14 protein-coding genes are annotated in these 22,273 nt (G+C 39.9%); 1 reads left to right on the top strand and 13 read right to left on the bottom strand.

From position 1 onward, the window contains the following. Nucleotides 1-58 precede the first annotated feature (58 nt). From B3600_RS16275 to B3600_RS16240, 8 genes are all read right to left on the bottom strand, one after another. Nucleotides 59-1,417 (bottom strand): HAMP domain-containing sensor histidine kinase, encoded by a 1,359-nt coding sequence (locus tag B3600_RS16275; protein WP_286753706.1) that lies wholly within the window; start codon nt 1,415-1,417, stop codon nt 59-61. 10 nt (nt 1,418-1,427) lie between these two features. Further along, nucleotides 1,428-2,192, bottom strand: a complete 765-nt coding sequence (locus B3600_RS16270; RefSeq protein WP_236560243.1) for a response regulator transcription factor — start codon at nt 2,190-2,192, stop codon at nt 1,428-1,430. Between the two features lie 146 nt (nt 2,193-2,338). Beyond that, entirely contained in the window at nt 2,339-4,801 is a 2,463-nt protein-coding gene (locus B3600_RS16265; RefSeq protein WP_286753704.1) for a phosphocholine-specific phospholipase C, read from the bottom strand. Then, complete coding sequence (locus B3600_RS16260) at nt 4,801-6,294, bottom strand: SusD/RagB family nutrient-binding outer membrane lipoprotein (protein ID WP_286753703.1); 1,494 nt, start codon at nt 6,292-6,294, stop codon at nt 4,801-4,803. The genes B3600_RS16265 and B3600_RS16260 overlap by 1 nt, the downstream gene beginning before the upstream one ends. A 12-nt stretch (nt 6,295-6,306) precedes the next feature. Further along, nucleotides 6,307-9,528, bottom strand: coding sequence for a SusC/RagA family TonB-linked outer membrane protein (locus tag B3600_RS16255; RefSeq protein ID WP_286753702.1), 3,222 nt, complete (start codon nt 9,526-9,528; stop codon nt 6,307-6,309). A 118-nt stretch (nt 9,529-9,646) separates the two neighbouring features. Next, complete coding sequence (locus B3600_RS16250; protein ID WP_070567951.1) at nt 9,647-10,996, bottom strand: MATE family efflux transporter; 1,350 nt, start codon at nt 10,994-10,996, stop codon at nt 9,647-9,649. A gap of 15 nt (nt 10,997-11,011) precedes the next feature. Then, on the bottom strand, nt 11,012-11,836 hold the full coding sequence (locus B3600_RS16245) for a siderophore-interacting protein (RefSeq protein ID WP_070567954.1): 825 nt from the start codon (nt 11,834-11,836) through the stop codon (nt 11,012-11,014). A gap of 160 nt (nt 11,837-11,996) precedes the next feature. Continuing rightward, the gene (locus B3600_RS16240; RefSeq protein ID WP_046675379.1) at nt 11,997-12,983 is read right to left on the bottom strand and encodes a helix-turn-helix transcriptional regulator; all 987 of its coding nucleotides are present in this window, start codon (nt 12,981-12,983) and stop codon (nt 11,997-11,999) included. Nucleotides 12,984-13,168: 185 nt separating this feature from the next. On the opposite strand from B3600_RS16240, the gene B3600_RS16235 reads away from it, so the two are divergent. Then, complete coding sequence (locus B3600_RS16235; RefSeq protein ID WP_046675378.1) at nt 13,169-13,429, top strand: hypothetical protein; 261 nt, start codon at nt 13,169-13,171, stop codon at nt 13,427-13,429. 67 nt (nt 13,430-13,496) lie between these two features. On the opposite strand, the gene B3600_RS16230 is transcribed toward B3600_RS16235, so the two are convergent. The 5 genes from B3600_RS16230 to B3600_RS16210 form a co-directional block, all read right to left on the bottom strand. Then, on the bottom strand, nt 13,497-14,336 hold the full coding sequence (locus B3600_RS16230; RefSeq protein WP_088162284.1) for a glycine betaine ABC transporter substrate-binding protein: 840 nt from the start codon (nt 14,334-14,336) through the stop codon (nt 13,497-13,499). A gap of 1 nt (nt 14,337) precedes the next feature. Beyond that, the gene (locus B3600_RS16225) at nt 14,338-15,165 is read right to left on the bottom strand and encodes an ABC transporter permease (protein ID WP_046675376.1); all 828 of its coding nucleotides are present in this window, start codon (nt 15,163-15,165) and stop codon (nt 14,338-14,340) included. Nucleotides 15,166-15,167: 2 nt separating this feature from the next. Continuing rightward, nucleotides 15,168-16,409 carry a quaternary amine ABC transporter ATP-binding protein gene (locus tag B3600_RS16220; protein ID WP_046675375.1) on the bottom strand — a complete coding sequence of 414 codons (1,242 nt, stop codon included), beginning with the start codon at nt 16,407-16,409 and terminating at the stop codon, nt 15,168-15,170. 481 nt (nt 16,410-16,890) lie between these two features. After that, nucleotides 16,891-18,633, bottom strand: coding sequence for a RagB/SusD family nutrient uptake outer membrane protein (locus B3600_RS16215; protein ID WP_070567962.1), 1,743 nt, complete (start codon nt 18,631-18,633; stop codon nt 16,891-16,893). 4 nt (nt 18,634-18,637) lie between these two features. After that, nucleotides 18,638-21,904, bottom strand: coding sequence for a SusC/RagA family TonB-linked outer membrane protein (locus B3600_RS16210; protein ID WP_286753701.1), 3,267 nt, complete (start codon nt 21,902-21,904; stop codon nt 18,638-18,640). Nucleotides 21,905-22,273: the final 369 nt, after the last annotated feature.

Raw genomic sequence — 22,273 nt, 5'->3', positions numbered from 1 at the left:
AGAAAGCTCGCAACTGTATTAAAATGAGATTAGAAATGCCATCTAAATTAAAACTACATTAGAATCGAAGGTAAGTGGGTAGTTCAATTTCTACAGTGGTGCCTTCACTCACAACAGAATTGACCTTCAATGTACCACCATGCAACTTAATAATATTTCTGGCCAAAGGAAGTCCAATACCATAACCGTCAATGCCACTCGTATTGGAAGCTCTAAAATAGGGATCGTAAATATGGTCCAATTCACGGGAAGGTATTCCGATACCTTTGTCTTTTATTAGAATAAAGACTTTATTGTCCAATGCACCCAAAGCAATGTATGCTGTTCTATCCGATGAATACTTACATGCATTGCTGATAATATTGGATAGCGCAAGCTGTAGCAAAATTGCGTTTCCATTCACCTTAAGTCGCATACTATCATCTGGTAACAGACTGAAATCTGTTATAATCTTAAATTTATCATTGATGGCCTTAACAGTCAGCTCGGCGTCCATCACGATCTGATCAATACGAACGGGGCTAAATGCAGTCGCATTATTAACAAAACCTGTACGCGCCAACAGTAAAAGTGCTTTTGTTTTCTTTTCCAAATGCTCTGCCGACTCAATGATCTTAAATAATGTTCGTTGGTACTCCGCTGTTGTTCGCTCTTTGGATAAAGCAAGATCTGCCTGTCCTATGATGGATGTCAAGGGTGTATTTAGCTCATGTGACGCATTGCTGATAAAGTTCTTTTGTGTTTCGAAAGAAGTTTCCAAGCGCGTCAACATCCGATTAAATGTGAGTGCCAGGCCATGAAGCTCACCTTTATATTTATCCTCATCCAATCGTTTATAGAGATTTTCAGAACCAATCTCCTGCACCTCTTTCATCATGGTCAATATGGGCTTTAAAAACGAGCGCTTCATAAAAACCGAAACAACGAATATAAAGAGAATTCCCAAAATCAGACTTATAATAAGGAGATTACGAAGATAGGCCAAATGGTGTGTATAAAAGTAATTTTCAGCAGAAGCGCCCACGATATACTTTCGACCATTTTGCGAGAAATATTTGGTTGAATAGAATTGATTGCCCGACTTGAAATTTGAGCTTCCGTTTTTATTGATTTTATCCCAAAGCTCTTTATGGAATCCCTGGCTTCTTACAATAGCACCATTGCTATCAAATTCCACCAAAAATTCATGCTGATTATTGAGATTTTCAATAAAATCAAGGCTCCACTGATCAGTTTGGGAGGCAGATTTACTATTCAGAAATTTCTCTGCAGCAATATTTCGCCGCAGGTCCAGCCGCTTATAAAAATCTGTAAAAGCAAAATTCGTAATGGAATAAAAAATAAAGCCAACAAAACAACTCACATAAATGACTAGAATTGCAATGAGATAAGTAAGCTTTCGGTTATAATTGTGCATGTTTAAATATTCAGTCTTCTATTTTTAAAACATATCCCATACCAATAACCGTATGGATCGCTTTTTTGCTCGTTACTTTTTCAATCTTTTTTCTCAGATAATTCACATAAACATCGACAACATTTGATCCGATATCGAAATTTATACCCCATATTTTGTCCAAAAGCTCCGTGCGCTCAAATACCTTTTTGGGGCTCTGAATAAACAACAAAAGCAAACGATACTCGGTACTTGTCAAATTGAGTTCCTGCCCGTCACAATAGGCTATTTTTTTATAATCATCGATACGCAGAAAACCATAACTAAATGTATCTTTCGAAGGTAGCAATTCACGTTGCGTTGCCTGTACGATAGACTGTTGTCTGCGGATCAATGAACGTATCCGAGCCTTCAATTCAATGAGCTTAAAGGGTTTGGAAAGATAATCATCAGCACCATTATCGAGTCCGAGCACCACATTCTCTGGAGTTCCAAGTGCAGTCAGCATCATAACAGGTAAATCTGTATAGCCCCACTGCCTGATCTGCTTACAAATATCCAGTCCATTAGTTCCTGGCAAAAGAATGTCCAGTAGCACAAGGGAGACATCTTGCTTCGCCAAGAGCTGTTCCAGACCTTCCGAACGCCCCAGATGAATAACCCTATAACCATCTTCGCCTAAGCCTTGTACGATCAAATCGGCAACATCCTGCTCATCTTCAACCAAAATAATTTTTTGCTCCTCCATATTCGTCATGATGTGTAGTTCGCAGTAAGGAACTACGATCCAAACCATAAAAATAACGTTTTGACTCAAGAGACACAAATCCCATTTTTGCCAAAATCCACACGAAAAGAATCTTGCGCTATTTTGCAAAAGCAAAAGCGCTGTGTTCATCGATCGTGAAACAGCGCTTTCGTCCTAGTATTTAATTGGTTCAGTTATAATTTTACTTTACCCATCAACGGATCCGTCTTACTTGATTTACCAGTCTCTATATGTCCAGCATAGCAGAATTTGACCGCATGATCTTCTGAACACGTTATTTCGATATCATACCAACCTTCACTCTTGCTGCAATCGATTTCAACCAAAGCAGGATCATCCTTGCGCATTGCCTTCGCATGGAAAAGATCATAGGAACAGTCTTTAAGATGTAAATCCCAATTTAGCGACTCTGATTGTACACAAAGAATAGGCTTTCCAGCAACTACTTTCGTATACACATCAATAGCTGGAATATGTGACTTTGCGCCTTCAATCGCACGATAGAAACCATTAGGGCCATGCAATGCAAATGATATGTACTCTCCTACAATTTTATCGAGTTCCCATTCATACGCTAATTGATCCCCTTCCCGTACCGTAAAATTCCAAACTTTACCCGCCGGATGGCCATCATACGCCACATAGGAAATAACATAATAAGGCATGCCCGCTCCCGCTTTAGCTGTATTGAGCCTTCTTTCCAAGGTTGAGCTGATGGAAAGCATCGTTGGTGTATGTTGTACTTTTAGCTGCAATTCATAAGGTAAAGCACAAGCATCCTTCCATCCCTGCTCTTGCATCTGCATAGCTACATGATACTGACCTGTCGATTTGATTTCCTCCAGTTTTTGGCTGTCGATTTTCACAAAATCTGTTGGGAGTTTTTTATTCCTGGCGGAGAATATACGTTCAACATACCCGTCTCTGTCTACCGGATTAAGCCTTGTTTTGGAAATGTTATCTACAGGACGAAAAGAAGTTGTTAAGTCGCCACAGACCATTCTTCGCCATTGACTGATGTTTTCTTCCCGTATCACCTTACCCGTTTTCTTCTCCAAAAAATATTCTAAAAATTGAAGACAGGAGGTGTGGTCAAAAACTTCGGAATTGACCCAACCACCCTTAGACCAGGGTGAAGCTATCACCATTGGTACGCGATAGCCCAAACCAATAGGACTTTCAAAACTTACATTATTACTATTTCTCCTTTTTCGCTCCTGTTCTAGCGTAACATATTCATCCGAAGTGTCGATTTCTGACACGGCACCCTGATCTTTGTTCGTGCTCAATGGCGGAACAAAAGGAGCGATATGATCAAAATATCCATCATTTTCGTCATAAGTTAAGATGAAAATCGTCTTTTTCCAAACCTCAGGGTCTTTGGTCAATATATCGAGGACTTCGGATACGTACCATGCCCCATACCAAGGTGAGCCCGGATGATCCGAAAAACGACAAGGTGCCACTAACCACGACACTGTAGGTAATTGGCGATCTTCAACATCTTTTCTAAACTGATAAAAAACATCTCCGGCTGGCACCTCAACTTCCTGCCGCTTTCCACCTTCTTTATAACTTAATTTATCAAGTTTGTGAAAGTTGGGATCAGCTAGATTAGTCACAAATGCATTGTGATGGATATCTTTTTCGAACTGGGATAGCTTTTCAAAATTCTCGGGCGTATAATGAATGACATCCCTTTTCAAATCCTCCAATTCCGCTTTGGCTTTGTGCAGCAATTCTTCTTTTGGATTTGTTTCCAAAAATTTATGCAGCTCTTTTACCCGTTCTTTCATCCACTGATAATGTGCCAAATGATATCTTACACCATATTGTTGGTGAAACTCCAGGTTGTTATCTGTAAAATTGGCCAACCAATCTTCCTCTTCTCCTTTAAAGCCTACTGGTAAACTTAGTTCATTTTGATAAACTTTCCACGAGACCCCTGCTTTTTGCAGTCGTTCAGGATAGGTTTTCCATTTGACATCCTTGTAGTTGATCTGACCATTGTCTACATGCGCAACAGATTCGGGATTACGGGGTTCTTCGCGCACTGTACCAGTCCAAAAATACGATCGATTAGCGCTCGTTCCCGTCAGTGAAGAACAAAAATGCTGGTCACAAATTGTAAATGCATCTGCAAAAGCATAATAAAAAGGAATATCCGCACGGTTATAATAACCCATTGTTAAAGGCATAGCCTTATATTCTGAATTGCCAGAGCTCTTTGCTTCCAACCAATTATCCATTTTCCCGTCATGACGAGCAGCAACCATATCACGCCAACCATGCGGAAGCGACCCCATCCAAGTCGATTTACTATTGACGATATCTAAATGGAAAGGTGCAAAATATGCACCTTCCTTATTTCCTTGTATCCATACAGGTAGACCATTCGGCAATTTCATCGCGCGGGGATCGTTAAAGCCACGTACACCCTTCAAAGTTCCAAAACAGTGGTCAAACGATCTGTTTTCCTGCATCAAAAAGACAACATGTTCGGCATCCAAAAAAGTTGATCCTTTTGGAGCTTCAATCGCCAAGGCTTTTTGTATTGATTCAGGCAGCCAGTTTATGGCGACTGTACTCCCTGCCAGCATGGCTGCTTTTTTTAAAAATACCCTCCTTGAATCCATTATTTTAACCACCAAGTCTGTAAATTAATATTGTCATTTCCGCCAAATTGTGATTTGATCGCATCAGATACATTCGCCGTATTATTATTGTACTCATCTTGAGGATACATCCAGCGATAGGCTGTTTTCACATTCGCCGATTTACGGAAACTCGGATATCCCGTGCGCAAATGATCAAAATAAGCCGAGTATCCCCCCTGATGAAATGAGCGCAGGTATTTCTGCATCAAGATACGTTCGAGCTTTTTCTCATTGGAGCTAGCCCCGTCAAGACTTACCGAATTTTGTTCAAGATATTTGGCAGCTTGTGCTTCATTTGTATAAGTTCCTATATTTTTCGCATACTTTTCATAAAATTTGAACGATGCCTGTACTCCTTTGGTATACGTTGCATTGAGATCGCCCGTTATCCAACCTTTCAAAATGGCTTCAGCCAAAATAAACTGCATCTCCGAACAGCCCAATAAGACCAATGGCTCAGCTGTGGGATCTTGATAAAATCGTTCGTGGACTTTCGATAATTTACCTAATACAGCTTTTGCATTCACCTGTGCATAAGGAACAATCGGATCTCCGCCTTCATAAGCCGTAAAGTCATTAATCGCTTTACCCGCTTCTTTACCCAGTCTTGTTTGTGTAGCGACGGCAAATAACCGCGGATCTTTCAGGTCCTGCAATCGTTGGATAAAAGTGGAATCCATATACATTCCCGATCCATAACCGCTAGAGTTAAATTCAGGATAGCGATTACCCTCTTGATTCAAAAAGATGAGTTGCCCATCTTCACCACCACCAACATCAGTGATTCTAGACTCATTGGTAAATATTTTTGAAAATTCTGTTGCTGCATTAAATGGAAGATCAGTCGTTTTCTTCGAAAGCGTCAATAGTACTTTTAGGCGAAATGAATTGACTAACTTGTTCCAATTGCCACTATTTCCACCATAAATAATATCCCCATTTATGGTGTTATTGTTCTTCTTCAGAATAATACTTGCTTCCTCGAGCTCCTTCAATACACCCACCAAAACGTCTTTCTGTGTATCGTATTTCGGCGCAAAAATTGCTAAATTTTCACCCTTTGCTGCTTCTGAATAAGGGACATCACCAAACGTTAAAGTAAGATTATAAAAATAATACGCACGGAAAAATTTTGCTAATGCCAAATAACTTTCAGCGCCAATACGTTCAGCTTCTTCGGTCATCTTGGTAATATTGCGAAGATTACCATATTGCTCAAAGCTTCCCCTTTGCCAATTATAAATTTGATTCGCATTTTCACCATCTGTTTGCACAATCATTTTCAAGGCATATAGTGGTGAGGTACCGTGCCAGGTCCGAAAAGCATCCCATTCTACCTTCGTCAATAAAGCTTGCGGGTGGGTTGTTGTCGCTTCATTTGGATTAACATTTACTTCCGTCAATTTCTGACAAGAAGTCATGATTGAAAGAGAAAAGAATCCAAGAAATATATGTTTATTAAATAATTTCATCGTACTACTTTATTAAAACTTAAAATCTAGAGAAAAACCAATATATCGCGTGGAAGGATCTTGTAAGTTTCCATCGTTTCCAACACCAAAATCAGGATCGATATAAGGTACTTTCTTCCACATAGCCAAATTATAGCCAAATAGTGATGCATTTAAGGCCGTAAGCTGTTTTAATTTAAACACCTTATTGACATCATAACCTACCGACAGTCTACGTAGTTTTACAAATGATCGATCAAATACATTGGCAAACAGTTTACTTTCAGACTCTGTAACTCTGGCCTGATAAGGATAATTTTGACTCCAAGCCTGCCAATCAACAGCTTTTGTATTACTTGTATACGTTCGGGTATCTGAAGTAATATTACCGTTCACGTCGCGGGTAAGCTCACCTCCTGTTACGATCACCCCATCTGGCACAAAAACTGGTTTCCCTGCATCGTATTGTTCCTGACGATATAAGACCGAAGAAGGATGCTTTCCACCCCACCACATTTTTTCTATGGTTGTCGAGTTCATCACGCCGCCAATAGATCCGTCGAAATCAAGATTTACCTGAAATCCCTTAAATTTAAACTGGTTTGCAAAACCAAATTGCCAGTCCGGTTGAAAGTAACCTAAATACTGTGGAAATGGATTTTTGGTCGGCATACCCGTATTCGGATTCAAGATAACCTTACCATCAGCCGATTTTTCCCAGACAGTACCATAATAGCTGTCTGCACGATCGCCTTTTTTAAGATTACCGTATTTCGCTTGGTTATTGTAAATTTCTTCCAAACGCTGAATTGCACGGGACCAGTTTACAGTCGACGTCCACGAAAATTGTTCATTTTTAATTATATTTCCTGTCAAAGAAATTTCCAGTCCTTTTGTACGGTATTTATTTCCATTCACCTTGCGCGAAGTAAAAGCGGATGCTTGGGAAATACTCAAATCGATAATCTGATTTTTATCAACAACATTATAGTACGTTACATCAGCCGAAAGCCTATTTTTAAAGAAAGCCATAGAAGCACCAATTTCTAAAGAAATGGACTGCTGTGGAAGGATATCAGGATTAATAATACCTGCAGGATAGGTTACTGATGGCGTCGAACCATAGGTAACATCTTTTTTATAAGTCGCAGCAATGCTATAAGGATCCAGATCAGAAGATACCGATGCCCAGGAACTGTACAATTTAACAAAGTCAATTTGCGCTGGCAGTTTAAAATAATCGGAGATAACACTACTTAGCGAAACCGATGGATAAAAGAATGACTGATTTGCTTTTGATAATGTGGAAGACCAGTCATTTCTTCCCGAAAAATTCAGATAGGTGGACTTAAACACATTTAAGTTTACCGACGCATAAGCACTTCGGATTATTTTCTCAGTTGTTGTATTTGTTGCCTTAACTGGACCTTGGGTATTGCCTAAGTTGTAGACAAATGGTACAACTAAACCATCAGTAGTTTGATAAAGCTCACGATAATCTCTTTTGAAAGTGGAAGATCCCGCATTAACGGTTACACCGAAATTATCAGACAACTGCTTAATATAGGTTGCTAAGACGTCCGCATCAAAATTGAGCTGCTTGCTATCCCAGTTTTTATAATCCCCATTCCGTGAATCGCCATAATTCATGTAAGACTTGGGACTCTGCATGTCCTGGAATAGATTTTTTTGTCTTGCTGCAGCACGACCTTTGATGGTAAATTCAGGTGAAATACGCCAAGTTAAAGCAGTCTGCCCGGCCAAAATATCCTGATCGTATACTTGGTTCAGCTCATTAGCTGCAAAATAAGGGTTGTTGTACCAAGCATAGTTATAGTTTGCTTGACGATAGCCTTCCTGTCCCGGAATATAGAGGTGATCCTTTAATTCCTGTCCATTTACATCATTTCCCATCCACAACAGAATCGTATACATATGATTTTTAGGTCCATATCCATACCTTGGATAATTTGGAGATTTCACTTTGTTATAGGATAAGTTAAGATCTAATTGTACCTCAGGAGTAAAACGGTAAGAGGTATTCAAATTTAATCCACCTGTAGAAAGCTTTGTATTGGGCACCTGACCTTTTTGATAGGCATATTTTCCTGTTCCAAATATGCTTACCTTTTCCGAACGATACGATAATGTCGCATTATTCTCGGTAATCAGTCCAGTTCCAAGGAAATCCTCTAAATTGTTATGTGCGACCCAATCAATCGGCACTCTTTCGTAACGTGACTTATCATTATACTTGGTTCCACTCACATCGCCCCACCAAGGAATCACTTCACCAGTTTGCTTATCACGAATCGGACTGTTCCATTGTGCCACCTTTATTCCGGAGTTCAATTTGGGTCCCCATGTCATATCTCCATCTGAAATCCCCCCATCAGCACCATCCCAAAACTCATATTTACCGTTGGATCCACTTCCGAACTCCTTTTGCGACTCAGGAAAAACTGTAAATCCAGCAGAAAACATATTACTGGTTCCAACCGAAAACTCCAGCCTATCACTTTTTGCACTTTTGGTTGTAATTAAGATCGCGCCATTTTTACCGCGCGATCCATATAAAGATGAAGCAGCTGTTCCTTTCAGCACATTGATATTTTCTATGTTTTGACTGGACATGTCGTAAAAATCAGATTCTACAGGAATACCATCTACGACAATAAGTGGGCTCTTACCACGCAATTGAAAAGATGGTGCCTGAAAAATCCCCGTTGGATTATTAACGATAAGACCAGATACTTGTCCCGTTAGCGCTGTACCAATGTTCATTGTTTTAGACTCTTTAAGTACGTCTAATTTGACTTCTTGGGTAGCGTAACCAATTTGCTTCTTTTGTTGCTTGATACCAATTGCCGTGACAACAACCTCATCCAACTTTGAATCATCCTTTTCCAAAACCACCACAAGATCCCCATCTGTAGCAGTTATTGTAGCTGTTTTATATCCTAAAGAAGAAACACGGATTTGGTCGCCAACCTGACCTTTCAGATTGAATTTACCATTAAACTCTGTACGCGTACTCTGTTTGCTGGTTTCATTGATGATCGTGCCGCCGTCAATAGGTTTGCCGTCCTGATCCTTAACAATCCCTTTAATAATAGCTTGATCGGCAATTTCGAGCTTGGTAGTTTCATTCGCAAAGTTTGCCCATACGCTATCGACATGTGCCGCATTCAGCAATGCAATAGCTAAGGTCACCTGAGCTGTTTTCCTAAATTGAGGTAGTTTAATAGGTTTCATTATTTTGAATTTTGCCCAAAAAAATGAAACCTATATTACTAGAAGATGAGTAGTATATTAACAATGCAATCTTAAAGATTGCTTAACTTAACATTAACATCGTTCGCGCTGCAATGTCTTATACATCAGTTTGCATATTGAGCTTCCGCGTGATTCGTCGAACCGCATAGATGACTATAATGAAAATAATCCAGTCTATCGCCGCGCTCGCTACATAAATGCTGTGTACACCAAAATATTTTGGCGCAATAATTAAGATAGGAATATAAAATACAACCTGTCGCAATACACTAATAAAAGTCGCAGGCTTGGCATGATCAATGGAAGGAAACCACACCATCGCCATAAAAATAAATGGAAGAACCAATAAAACACTCATGTAAATTCTGAAATCCATTAGCTGCTGTATTGAAAAAATCGCTCCTGGGATCATGATCGATATCACAGCAACGGGATGCAGCATCACCAGCAACCAGAACGGGAGCAGAATCAGCAGCCCAGTAATGGCAAATAAACGGTACGAATTGATACTTCTCGTATACTGCCCAGCACCATAATTCATCCCCGTTACAGGCTGCAAAGCCCGCATAAGCCCCCATAGTGGGGTATTTAATAAAATATAAAGCCGATTGATCGCCGTAAAAAACGTAATATCCATATTATTTCCGTAATTGGCCAATGCGTTGAAGACAACAATATTCTGGATTACAATCATGACCATCATGACAAAGCCGGGCATTCCTAATGAAAGCGTTTCTTTTAAAATCGATAAATCCCAAGATAAAGACCAAAACTTTGTTTTGAACGAAGCCTTTCCCCCGGCGTAATACCATACACCTAAAAATGTGTAGATGATCATCGATATATTGGTTGCCCAAGCTGCTCCTGAAACACCCCAACCAAAGTGTTCTATAAAAACCGGTTTAAGTAGGACATCAACAAGCAATCCTATTGCAATCATCCAGGCCGCAGTTTTCATACGACCCTCTGCACGAATAATCATGTTGAGGGACAAACCATAAATCCAGAAAAAACTACCCAATATGGTTGCTCGAAAGTAATCCACCCCAAGAGCCAATAAATCACCTCTACCCCCCATCATGTAGACTAATTTGTCGGCAAATGCATAGCAAGGGAGCGTAATTATAAGAGAGAAAATAATAGCCAAAAAATGCACCGTACCAAATGACCTATGTAATTTCTCCTGTTGATCCCCACCTATCCAAATACTAATTGCTGCCCCCATACCTGTTCCGATCAGGGTACCAAAACCTTGTGCAAATTGGGCTAAAGGATAGGTTACACCGACAGCTGCCAACGCTGTATTGTTAATCAGATGACCAACAAAAATACCATCCAGAAAATTGTTCAGACCATACAGGACCATTGCAATCACGGCAGGCCACGACATCTGCCACATCACCCTACTTAACTTACCGTTTAAGATCAGTTGTTTCTGTTTCTCCATAACCTATCGTAAACGTTAGGCCTGGATTTCTTCACTCTCACTACGGCGATCTGTAGCAGATTTATCTTCAGCAACTCCAGCTTTCCAATACGAATAAGCATAAAGCTCCTCTCTTCCCCAACCGAGATCCTTACGCAAATAATTGCGAATCTCCTTAACTGTCGAAAATTCAGCAGCTACATAGGCAAATTTATCCGCTACAGGCAAGGATCTGATCTTCACCAAATCCGCCAAAAGGCTACCTTCCTGTGGCGTATCATTATGTAACCAAATAAAATCAATAGCAGCCTTAGTCTTCAATTGCTGTATATCTTCGCTACCATGTACTTCAATCATACAGATTCCCTTTGCCAAAGGTGGCAAATCTTCTAAGATTGCCCCCAGAACAGGAATTGCAGTTGCATCCCCAACAAGGAGATAGTTAGCTGCAACTTCATATAGAGACGTCTTACCTGCTTTCATCAGAATCCCAAGCACGTCGCCAGGTTTTGCAGCCATAGCCCAAGCTGAAGCTGGCCCCTCATCACCATGGGCAACGAAATCAATCCATACTTCATTTCTATCAAGGTTGATACCGCGATGTGTATAAGTTCGAACTGTTGGCCTAATCGCCTCATCCATCGGCTTCCACTGCCCTCGTTCATAATCAAATTCTGGAAAATAAATGCGATCTACATGCTTTGGCGGAATCAAGATCTTGTTATTGACTCCGACGGTCGTATTAGCGATTTGATCTACACCATCACCAGTCAAATAAACACGAATATAATGTGGCGTCAGGTATTCTTTTCTACTTACAGTCAGGGCGAGCTGTATTACTTTCATTTCAGTTTTTCCCATGATTTTCTAATTACGTACATATTTGATCAAAAGACCATTATTAAGAATCTTTCTAAACAAAGGTAATTATTCGACTTTTATCAAACCCGATTCATGCGCTATTAAAACTTCCGTAAGAAGGAATAAAAGGTCCGTAAAGTGTAAAAAAAACTATTCCACATTACAAGGTATTTTTTAGCTTACTCGGTGGGATTCCAAATTTACGTTTAAAGGCATCCGAAAAATGGCGTTGATTTTTGTAACCAACCAAATCAGAAACTTCACCGATTGTTCGATCTTCATCTAAGATCAGTTTCTTGGCATGTTCCATTTTTGCGTCATGCCAAAAACCAAAAACAGTCGTACCAAATAGCTCCTTAAAACCTTTTTTCAATGTGAATTCATTGGTACCCACCAAATGCGCGAGATTGACTAGTGTACTATTGGTATCCATATTTTTTAGTAGAAACTCACGAACGGCATATATCTTATCGATATCGGCTTTTTTTAACGAAACTGCTACAAAATCCTCTTCCTGAAACTGTTCCAATTGAAGAAGCAAGAGCTCCATAATCTTTGCTTCCAGGAAAATTTTCTTAAAAATTCCCTTTCGTTGACAATTGATTACATCGTCGATAATTTCATACATATCGTGGGTAATCCGTCTATGCATATTGGTCAGCAATCCCGATTTACCACGGTCAATAGCATTCCGAAAATCTGCAAAGAATTTAGAATCTTCGGGCAGGAATCTTTTAAAAAATTCGGGCGATAAGTTTATTTCACATAACTGAAACTCCTGATTCCCCCACTCCATTTGACCACACATTGAATTTCCGTAAATAATATTATGCTGGTATGTCTCAAAATTTACACCTAAGGGCATCATTTCGCCACTCGCCTGACTATTGCCTTTTAAGGCAAAGTGCATTTCAACTGTTTCAAAATCACTTTCAAAACGAAACCGCATCCGTTTAAATAACTGTGCATGACCGTAACCAATATGAATACCATCGAAGAAAACCTCCTTATAAAAACCTTTTCCAAATGTAGTATCTAAATGTGTTACAGATTCATAAATTCCAGTGTCGACAGAAAAGTAGGTACTTGGGTAAGTCCGCTCCAATAATAAATTGGGTGAATCAATATCATATAATCTTAGTGCCATTTTTAATTCCTTTTAGGATTCAAATAGTCTTACGCACATTAGGCAATATACCTTAACAGAAATATTCCCTTCGACGGACATTTTACTCCTTTATGCAGACCCCATAACAATAGAATGCCTGCTATCTTTGACTAAAGTATAAAATTATTTAGAATCATTCTTAATTATTTGAAAAATAATTCACTATGGATACAAATAGAAATCAGGATATGGCAGACAACTTTCCACTCATCCAGGATAGCATTTATAATAACATCAAGATTGCCAATCCAAATGCAACGAAACATGACATTATTTTAGCCGCAGAAAAAGCGAAAGTCTTAGATTTCGCCTGGGAATTTCCAAAGGGGCTCGACACATGGATTGATGATAGCAGATATCCTTTATCCAGCATACAACAACAACAAATTCAACTGGCCCGTAAATTTTTAAGGGCATTGTCGTAATGACAATGCCCTCCTTATGCTATGCCGGGTAGCGTACTGGGGGAGCATAACTATTTATCACCTCAGTTTACAATAACCAGCCCTTTACGAGATCGTTATGTTTCTTGACCCATTCTTTTGCCGTAAATGCTTTGTCCTGGCTTCCCTGCATTTTTGACAACAAATCAGCCATTGTTGATTCATCGAAGTAGACTTTGGAGAAAAATCGGGCTAGCTCAGGCTGCTCAATGTTAAAGTTTCCCCGTGCAAAAATTTTAATTTGCTCGGCATCACCCAATGTCTTTTTGGGGTCATCCAAAAACTTCAATTTCATTTTAGCAAACATCCAATGCGGCTGCCAGCCAGCTACCACAATCCAACGTTTTGCTTTGATTGCATTTTGCAATTCCGTGATCATAGCTACGGTAGATGAGTTCACATGCTTATAATCGAGGCTATAATCTTTGATCACCTGATCCACGGCACGTGTTATTCCAGCCCCTTTTTCTATTCCAATGATCCGTTTATCAAACTCTTTTTCATGTTTTTTCAACTCTTCAATTCCATCAATTGTTACGTAATCCGGTACAACAAGTCCATTTCGCGCATGGTTATAACTCGTTCCAAGCTCTTCAATATTGGGGAATTTAGCCACTTTACTTCCATGGGTCAATGGCAGCCAGACATCCATATATAGATCTGTATCGCCATTGTTCATGGAGGCTAAGATCATATCTGGCGTAGCCCGCTGGACAACAACATGATATCCCTTTTCTTCCATAATAACTTTTGCGACCTCTGTCATTGCGACCCCTTCGGCCCAGCCATCGACCATACCGATATGAATAATATTTTTATTCCGACCTGTGCTGCATGACGCAAGCAACAACACCATCAGACACAATACCATACTTTTTATTTTCCTCATACTATGCTTTCTTTTTTACAAAGCCCTGCGTGATTCGATCCAAAATAATAGCGAGAATCACAACGGACAAACCACTTTCAAAACCAAGACCAATATCCAAGTTATTAATACCCTCAAGCACTTTTTCTCCCAAGCCACCAGCAGCAATCATTCCGGCAATAACAACCATCGATAAAGACAGTAATATGGTCTGATTGATCCCTGCTAAGATTGTTTTTGTAGCCAAGGGCAGTTCTACTTTAAATAAGATCTGACTATTGGTCGCGCCAAATGAACGTGCAGCTTCAACGATATCTTTTGGAACCGCATCAATCCCTAAAGTCGTCAAACGGACGGCAGGTGGCATAGCGAAAATAATGGTCGCAAAAGCTCCCGGGACTTTACCGATACTAAAAAATAACACCGCTGGAATCAAGTAAACAAAGGCAGGCATCGTCTGCATTAAATCAAGTAAGGGCCGAATGATTTTCGCTGCTAGTTTATTCTTCGCGGCCCACACACCCAAAGGAACTGATATAACCAAGGCTGTCAAGGTAGCGACCAATACCAGCGCCAAAGTCTCCATCGTTGCAATCCAAAATCCCATCAGATAGATCAATGTTAATCCCAACAATGTCGTCAGTGCGACCCCTTTCCCAGATTTCCACCAGGCTAATGCTGTAAATAATGCGATGATAATAAAAAAAGGTATCGTTGTTAACACCCATTCCAGTCCAATAATGGATGCATTCCCTGTATTTTTTATCAGGTTAAAAAATGGCTCTAAATGATCTGTCAGCCAATTGACGGCTACAGCGATGTATTGTCCTATATCGATTACTTTATTCATTTCTACTGATTATTTGCTTTCTCTTTTAATTCAATAATTTCTTCTTCATTATACTTTGTCGCTTCGATAATCAACGATGTCTGTGTTACGATCCCCAACAAACGATTATGTTCATTCACCACAGCGATTGGCGACCGGATCTCCGATATCAGGGGCAACATTTCTTCAACGGTCACCTCTTTTGATACGGTTGGAACGTTGGCATGTATAATGGATTCTACGGTGGGTTCCCTACGCTTTGCCGATTGAATGACTTCACTCATATGAACAAAACCAAGGAAAGTATCATGCGCATCGACTACGGGGAGAATTTCAATTCCTGTCGCCCGCATTTTCCGCAGCGCCCCCTCAGGGCCATCTTTTTTGAAACGTACAACAGTAGGTTTCTCAAACATCAGTGAACCTGCCGAAATGATCGACTTGCGATCCACTTTTTCAACAAAGGCTTTAACATACTCACTTGCTGGATTTGTCAAGATATCTTCCGCAGTACCGATCTGTTCGATGACACCATCTTTCATAATAGCAATACGATCGCCCAATTTGATCGCTTCATCGAGATCATGGGTAATAAATACGATTGTTTTTTGTAGATTATCCTGCAACTCCAGTAACTGATCTTGCATTTCTGTTTTAATCAGGGGATCCAGAGCTGAAAATGCCTCATCCATCAGTAGTACTTCAGGATCATTTGCAAGTGCCCGAGCCAGTCCAACCCGCTGTTGCATACCACCCGATAACTGAGAAGGTAGCTGTTGTTCAAATCCACTGAGCCCGACGACATCAAGCGCTTGCTGCGCTTTAGATTCCCGTTTGTCCCGTTCTTCCCCTCGTAGTTCTAAACCGAAAGCAGCATTGCTCAACACGGTATGATGTGGCAACAGACCAAACTTTTGAAAGACCATACTCATTTCTGTTCGACGGACTTCAAGAAGATCTTTATTATTTTTCCCTGTTATATCCTCACCATTGATATAAACCTTTCCTGATGTCGGTTCGTTCAATCGATTCAGACAACGGAGCAGGGTAGATTTCCCACTTCCCGAAAGCCCCATTATAACGAAAAATTCCCCCTCGAAGATTTCAAAATTAGCTTTGTTAATCCCAATAGTACAGCCCGTTTTCGCTAAAATATCCTTCTTCGAGAAACCCTCGTTCAGTAAGTGCAGAGCTTGTTTCTTTTGCTTTCCGAAAACAAGTACCAAGTCTTCAACTTTTACTTTTACCTTGCTTGTTTTATCCATTCTTTAATTTTTTTAAACATAAATAAACCAAAAGGGCATAAGTGATCCACTAAGGCCATACGCCTACGCTATTTTCTTACAAATAAAAAATATCCCTACAGTTGAGTCCGTTTGATCGAAATCTTACTCGTACAGTTCAATCAACTTATTAACTAACATACTTTACTCTCGGTTCGGTAAGAGCAATGATGAAAAAGAAACTAATCTTTTAAAGACGAAATGCTCCATTTATAAAGCATCTCCAAAATATACTTCAACAAGTATAACGAACAACCTAGGCTGTGCCAAAGGCACAAAGCCATAGCGGAATAAACTCACGCCATTCTGTCTTTTGACGATACAAAGGTACGAAAAATAAATTAAACGCATTTTTCACAACCTATATAGTTAAAATACAGCTAGTTAAAAAAACATATCGTAATATTAAAAATACGATCAGCGGGAGAAGCACTCGACCACTGATCGCATTTTTTAAGGTGTATTATTCTCCCCAGTTTGGATTTTGGGTAAGATTAGGATTTAATTGTCGTTCTTGGACAGGAATTGGATATAAATAGTCTTTCTTTTCATCGAAAACTTTTTTGATATGCGCATTAATAATCACATTTCCTTTATTCCCATTTTCCAATAAGATTTCCGAGCCCAATTTCAATAGCTGAATTCCCGAGGCACTCGGCTTGTCACCTTCATAAATCCAAACGTCATCTTTACCATCATTATCTAAATCAAACTTGCCTGTACCCGGAAAATACATCCCTTTAAATTGTCTCGTGACCAACTGGCCGCTTTTCCATCTTAAGATATCATCCCAACGAAAAGATTCCATCACCAATTCAATACGGCGTTCTCTTCTTATTTCCAATAGTACCCCCTTCATATCACCAACTACATTCGGATAGTCTTTCGCTAAAAATGCATCTGGATTTGATTTAGCCGCCTGCAGATTTAGATTTGGCATGCCTACACGATCGCGCAATAACTTAATTGATTTGTCCAAATCGGCCTGGCTCAATGTGCCTAACTCTGCTTTCGCTTCAGCATAATTTAATAAAACCTCGGCATACCTAAAAATCGGCATATCATTTTCAGAACGATTGAAGTTATCATACTTTACATCTCCCACAAATTTGATCAATTGATATCCCGTCACTGAATTCCCAAAGTTCGGAGCAACAGCAGCGGCACCTCCAATACGCTTATAGCCCGGCGTACGAATCGTCTGGCTTAGACGTGGATCGCGATTTAGGACCTCCTCCTTAAACGTCATTGTTTGGTAATTTGATTTATCGGTAAATCTCGTTCCATCTTTCATCAGGTAAGAATCCACCAAATTTTTATCCAATCCGGGTTTTCCGTAGGAAGCTGTAATCGTATAATAATTTACATTGTGCCAGATTTGCAAAGCATCCGAGAATTTCCGCGCTAAAATAACCTCTTGTGGCAAACTATTAACACTATAAAACAATGCACCATAAGAGTCTGTTCCCGCGGCATTGTATACGCTGTATTGCGCTCCCTCCATAAGCTTGCTGGCTGCATCGGCCGCCTTCTCCAACAGGCCGTTTGCATCGGGTAAATTAAATTCTGTATGATATTTACGAAATGTTCCTTCAAAAAGTGCGACCCGGGACTTTAAGGCCAATGCAGTCCATTTGGTCACTTTTTCATCACTTTTGGTAGCCGGTAGATTGGCAATCGCATAGTCCAGATCAGCGAGAATGTTTGATACAACCAAAGTTCTCGGATCCCTCGCCTTCTTAAGTTGTTCTTCGTCATTTTGATCAATGACCTTGTCATACCAGGGCACATCTCCAAAACGTTTCAGTTTATCGAAATAAAAATATGCCCTAAAAAAGCGCGCCTCGGCAGCATAGGGCGCAGCAGTCGTTTCTGAAACTGTATTAAAGCAATTCGCCAAAAAGTAATTGATATTACGAAGATTTGCCCAAGTCCATCCACCGCCACTTATCGGAACCTGTCTTTTTCCGGTCAATTCATCATCCAATGTTGTCTTAACGATATTATCGACCGATTCGTTATAAACTCCTTCGGCCGAAGGTAGTGCGGCATCGTAAAATGACTTTGTAAATAACGCCAAATCCTTTTCTGTTTTAAAGGAAGCCTCAGGAGTAACTGACGATTCAGGCAAACGTTCCAAATAATCTTTGCTACAAGCCATCATGCCACAGCTCAACAATGCATATATATATACTATCTTTTTCATACTATTAAAATGTTAAATCTAGACCAAATGAAAATGTTTTAGAGATTGGATATGATCTTCCGTTGACCTCTTGAGCCGACTGTTCGGGATCAATATATTTGGAACGGAGCTTAGTCGCAGTCCAAATATTTTCACCAGACACATAAATCCGCGCATTGGCCAATTTCACGCGCTTTAGCCAGGCCTGAGGAACCGTATAGCCTACGGTTAGATTTTTTAGTCGTATATAGGCCAAATCCTGTAAGTAACGATCCGATTTGACGTTCAAAGATCCACGATCATTCAAGGCAATATAGCCTCTTAACAATGGATAATAGGCATCTGTATTTTCAGGCGTCCAAATATCCTGTTCAAAATCCTTCGGCACAAACGAATAGTACGGTCTTGAGTATGGTCCCCAAAACTTATCTGCATTTGCTCCAGGCCACCAATGTTGTCGACCTATCCCCTGAAAGAAGGCCGAAATATCGAATCCTTGCCAATTTGCCCCCAAATTAAAACCAAATGTATAACGGGCTCTGTTGTTCCCAATGATCACTTGATCCCCAGGGTTCATCAATGTATTGTCTCCAGCATCAACCTTTCCATCCGGAACGCCATCCTTTCCACCAATATCAACAAATTTCAAATCTCCAGGATGAAGCTTGGACCAGTCTCCCGGTGCTGCCAATCGTTGTTTATCCACATAATCCTGGTTAACTTTCCAATTGTCGATTTCCGCCTGAGACTGAAAAAAACCATCAGCCTTATACCCCCAAATTTCGCCCAAAGTCTGGCCGACATAATAGTTACTTAGCAGCATTTCCTTATTGTCAAAACGTGTGATCTTCGCTTTAGAATCCGACAATCCCAACCCAATATTATAGCCAAAAGATTTTCCATCCAAGTCAAATTGATCACGCCAAGCCACAGAAACCTCCCAGCCTTTATTTCTTAGGTCTCCAGCGTTTGTCCGAGGCGACGCCGAACCAAAAACCGCTGGCAATGTTTTGCCCGGGATCAACATATCGAGCGTATTTCGAATAAAATAGTCAGCAGATACACTCAGTCGAGTTCTAAAAAATTCGAGATCCGTTCCGAAATTTAATGTATTCGTTCTCTCCCAGGTTAAATCAGCCGAAATTGGAGTTGGTGCACTCAGATATTGTGTTTTTGTACCATTGGTTATGTAATTGGACAATCCCGCATTCAACAATTGGATATAACCATACTCAGTAGCTTCCTGTGCGTTACCCAACGCCCCATAGGAGACTCTAAATTTAGCTTCATTCAAAACAGGCTTCAGATTAGCCATAAACGACTCTTCCGAAATCCGCCATCCGCCCGAGAAAGAGGGAAAAAAACCATATCGCTGACTGGATGGAAATTTAGACGTTCCATCGTAGCGACCATTCACCTCCAACAGGTACTTCCCTTTATAATTGTAATTCAACCTTCCAAAATAGCCTCGTAATGCCCAGGTATTTGCATTCCCGAGTAACTGCATTTGACCAGTCCCCAGCGCAAAATCATTCAAATCCTCCGACAGCAAATTAGTATGCGTACCGCCGATTCGTTTGTATCCTGTGGTTTCCTGGTTAAAGCCTACCGTGGCGGCAAACTGATGATCTCCAAATTGCTTGCTATAATTGGCGAATAGGTTGAGTGAATGTTTTGGCCTATTGATGATCGTTTCGGTATATGTATCATTTCCCAAGTAATTGATCACACCAGGAAAAACAGACCAAGGAGCGGACGTTCTTCTATTCCAGTTATGGATCGGATTATAAGTAAAGGTATAATTACCCGTTAAGGTCAAGTTTGGCGCCAACTGAAATACAGTCTCAAACATATTGATAAACTCATATTTATCCTCGCCACCTTTTGACTTTCCATGCAACAAATCTGCATATATACCATCGCCAATATTATAATTGTTCAGTTCCGTCCTATAGGTTGCGGTACCATCGGGATTCATGGGCACATAAGATGGTAAAGCGTGTACCGTTGTTGAAATAAAATTATTGTTATTATCTGGACTTGTCGCCCATCCTGGATAGGTGTAGTTTTGGTAATTCAGCTGGGTATTTGCACTTACCTTCAACCAAGGGGTAACCTGCGCATTTATGCGCGATCGAACATTATAAGCATCGAATTTATCTTGGTTAATTTTCATTAGCCCCCCTTTTTCATAAAGTCGCCCCGACACATAGTAATCAATTTTTTCACTACCGCCAGAGAAATTTAACGAATGTTCCATTGAGGTCTGTGTTTTTCGATACATCTCATTCCACCAATCTGTATTGCCATAATATACATATTGATCTTTTCCATTTCTATTCTGAACCACTACGGAAGGCAGACTAGGATCTGTTTTTCGTTTCAATAGTTCAGCATAGTCATCTTCTGTATATCCCGTATAACTATTACCGGTGGCACGAATAAAAGCTTCATCATTTAGTTTAGCAGCATCATAACCGCTCGTCATAAAATCTGTCCGCACCGTCAGTCCAGACCAACCAAAATTATTACTGTAATTAATGTTCATTTTTCCGGCCTTTCCTTTTTTGGTTGTTACGAGCATAACACCAAATGCCCCCCGAGCGCCATAAATCGCTGCTGCCGAAGCATCCTTTAAAACGGATATCGATTCAATATCACGGGGATTGATCGTATTGATATTTCCTGGAACTCCATCTATGAGAATAAGAGGTTGTGCATTAGCTGAGTTTATCGAAGCGAAACCCCGGATATTAACGTTTCCTTCCCCTCCTGGCCTGCCATTGGTAAAAGTAATATTCAAATTTGGTATTGCTCCCTGCAAAGCTTGAGTTGCATTGGCAACTGGGCGATTTTCAAGTATCTTCGCATCAATCTGAGTAACAGCACCTGTTAAGTTTACCTTTTTTTGCTTACCATACCCGACAACAATTACTTCATCAAGGGATTGATCTGTCGAAAGTAACTGAATGGTTAAAGGTATTGCCTCTACTTTTACGTGCTGTGTTTCAAAACCGATCATCGACAAGCGCAATGTATGCCCAGTTTTCCCTTCGATGACAAAAGCACCTTGTTGGTCAGTTTGCGTAGTTTTGCCAGTAGTTGAATTAAAAATTGACACACCCGAGATAGGTTCACCGGTTGCTGTTTTTACAATGCCTCGAATAGGCCCCTGAAATTTGGCGGAAATTTCAACATCCGGAATAGATGTCAGAAAGACAGGTTTGCTCTTGGCCCACGCGCCGAGAGACATCCCGATCATTACAGGAAGTAATACGTGTTTCGTTTTCATGAATTTGGTTTTGTTTTTCTTCGGTTACAAAGAAAGGTTATTTAATATTTGTAAATTATTAACAAAGCATTACTAAACAATTAAACGACAATTGGTTAAATTAATATTAAGATAATACAATTTTAACACGAAACAGAATGTCTTTTTTAATTTTTTAATAAAACAAAGAACCAATCAGTTTGACATAATGAATCAAAACACTATCAATCAACATGTTAAATAATATTAAACAAATAATATTCACAAAAACCTTATACGAAATAAAATGTAACATATTTGAAACAATACAATACAAAAAACAACAAAGCGAGGGATCACTTATTTCACAAAACACTTAAACAATTAGGTTAATTATTTTCTTCGTTTTAA

It is taken from the genome of Sphingobacterium sp. UBA2480 (assembly GCF_002341965.1).
GTDB classification, from domain to species: Bacteria; Bacteroidota; Bacteroidia; order Sphingobacteriales; family Sphingobacteriaceae; genus Sphingobacterium; species Sphingobacterium multivorum.
The sequence above is the reverse complement of the archived record's forward strand: the minus strand, read 5'-3'. Positions and strand labels throughout refer to the sequence as shown.

What these genes read in the sequence shown, in the direction of transcription:
- B3600_RS16265 (WP_286753704.1), bottom strand. Translation starts at nt 4,801, where the DNA reads ATGGATTCAAGGAGGGTATTTTTAAAAAAAGCAGCCATGCTGGCAGGG.
- B3600_RS16225 (WP_046675376.1), bottom strand. Translation starts at nt 15,165, where the DNA reads ATGAATAAAGTAATCGATATAGGACAATACATCGCTGTAGCCGTCAAT.
- B3600_RS16230 (WP_088162284.1), bottom strand. Translation starts at nt 14,336, where the DNA reads ATGAGGAAAATAAAAAGTATGGTATTGTGTCTGATGGTGTTGTTGCTT.
- B3600_RS16235 (WP_046675378.1), top strand. Translation starts at nt 13,169, where the DNA reads ATGGATACAAATAGAAATCAGGATATGGCAGACAACTTTCCACTCATC.
- B3600_RS16270 (WP_236560243.1), bottom strand. Translation starts at nt 2,192, where the DNA reads ATGGTTTGGATCGTAGTTCCTTACTGCGAACTACACATCATGACGAAT.
- B3600_RS16210 (WP_286753701.1), bottom strand. Translation starts at nt 21,904, where the DNA reads ATGAAAACGAAACACGTATTACTTCCTGTAATGATCGGGATGTCTCTC.
- B3600_RS16260 (WP_286753703.1), bottom strand. Translation starts at nt 6,294, where the DNA reads ATGAAATTATTTAATAAACATATATTTCTTGGATTCTTTTCTCTTTCA.
- B3600_RS16240 (WP_046675379.1), bottom strand. Translation starts at nt 12,983, where the DNA reads ATGGCACTAAGATTATATGATATTGATTCACCCAATTTATTATTGGAG.
- B3600_RS16275 (WP_286753706.1), bottom strand. Translation starts at nt 1,417, where the DNA reads ATGCACAATTATAACCGAAAGCTTACTTATCTCATTGCAATTCTAGTC.
- B3600_RS16255 (WP_286753702.1), bottom strand. Translation starts at nt 9,528, where the DNA reads ATGAAACCTATTAAACTACCTCAATTTAGGAAAACAGCTCAGGTGACC.
- B3600_RS16220 (WP_046675375.1), bottom strand. Translation starts at nt 16,409, where the DNA reads ATGGATAAAACAAGCAAGGTAAAAGTAAAAGTTGAAGACTTGGTACTT.
- B3600_RS16245 (WP_070567954.1), bottom strand. Translation starts at nt 11,836, where the DNA reads ATGGGAAAAACTGAAATGAAAGTAATACAGCTCGCCCTGACTGTAAGT.
- B3600_RS16215 (WP_070567962.1), bottom strand. Translation starts at nt 18,633, where the DNA reads ATGAAAAAGATAGTATATATATATGCATTGTTGAGCTGTGGCATGATG.
- B3600_RS16250 (WP_070567951.1), bottom strand. Translation starts at nt 10,996, where the DNA reads ATGGAGAAACAGAAACAACTGATCTTAAACGGTAAGTTAAGTAGGGTG.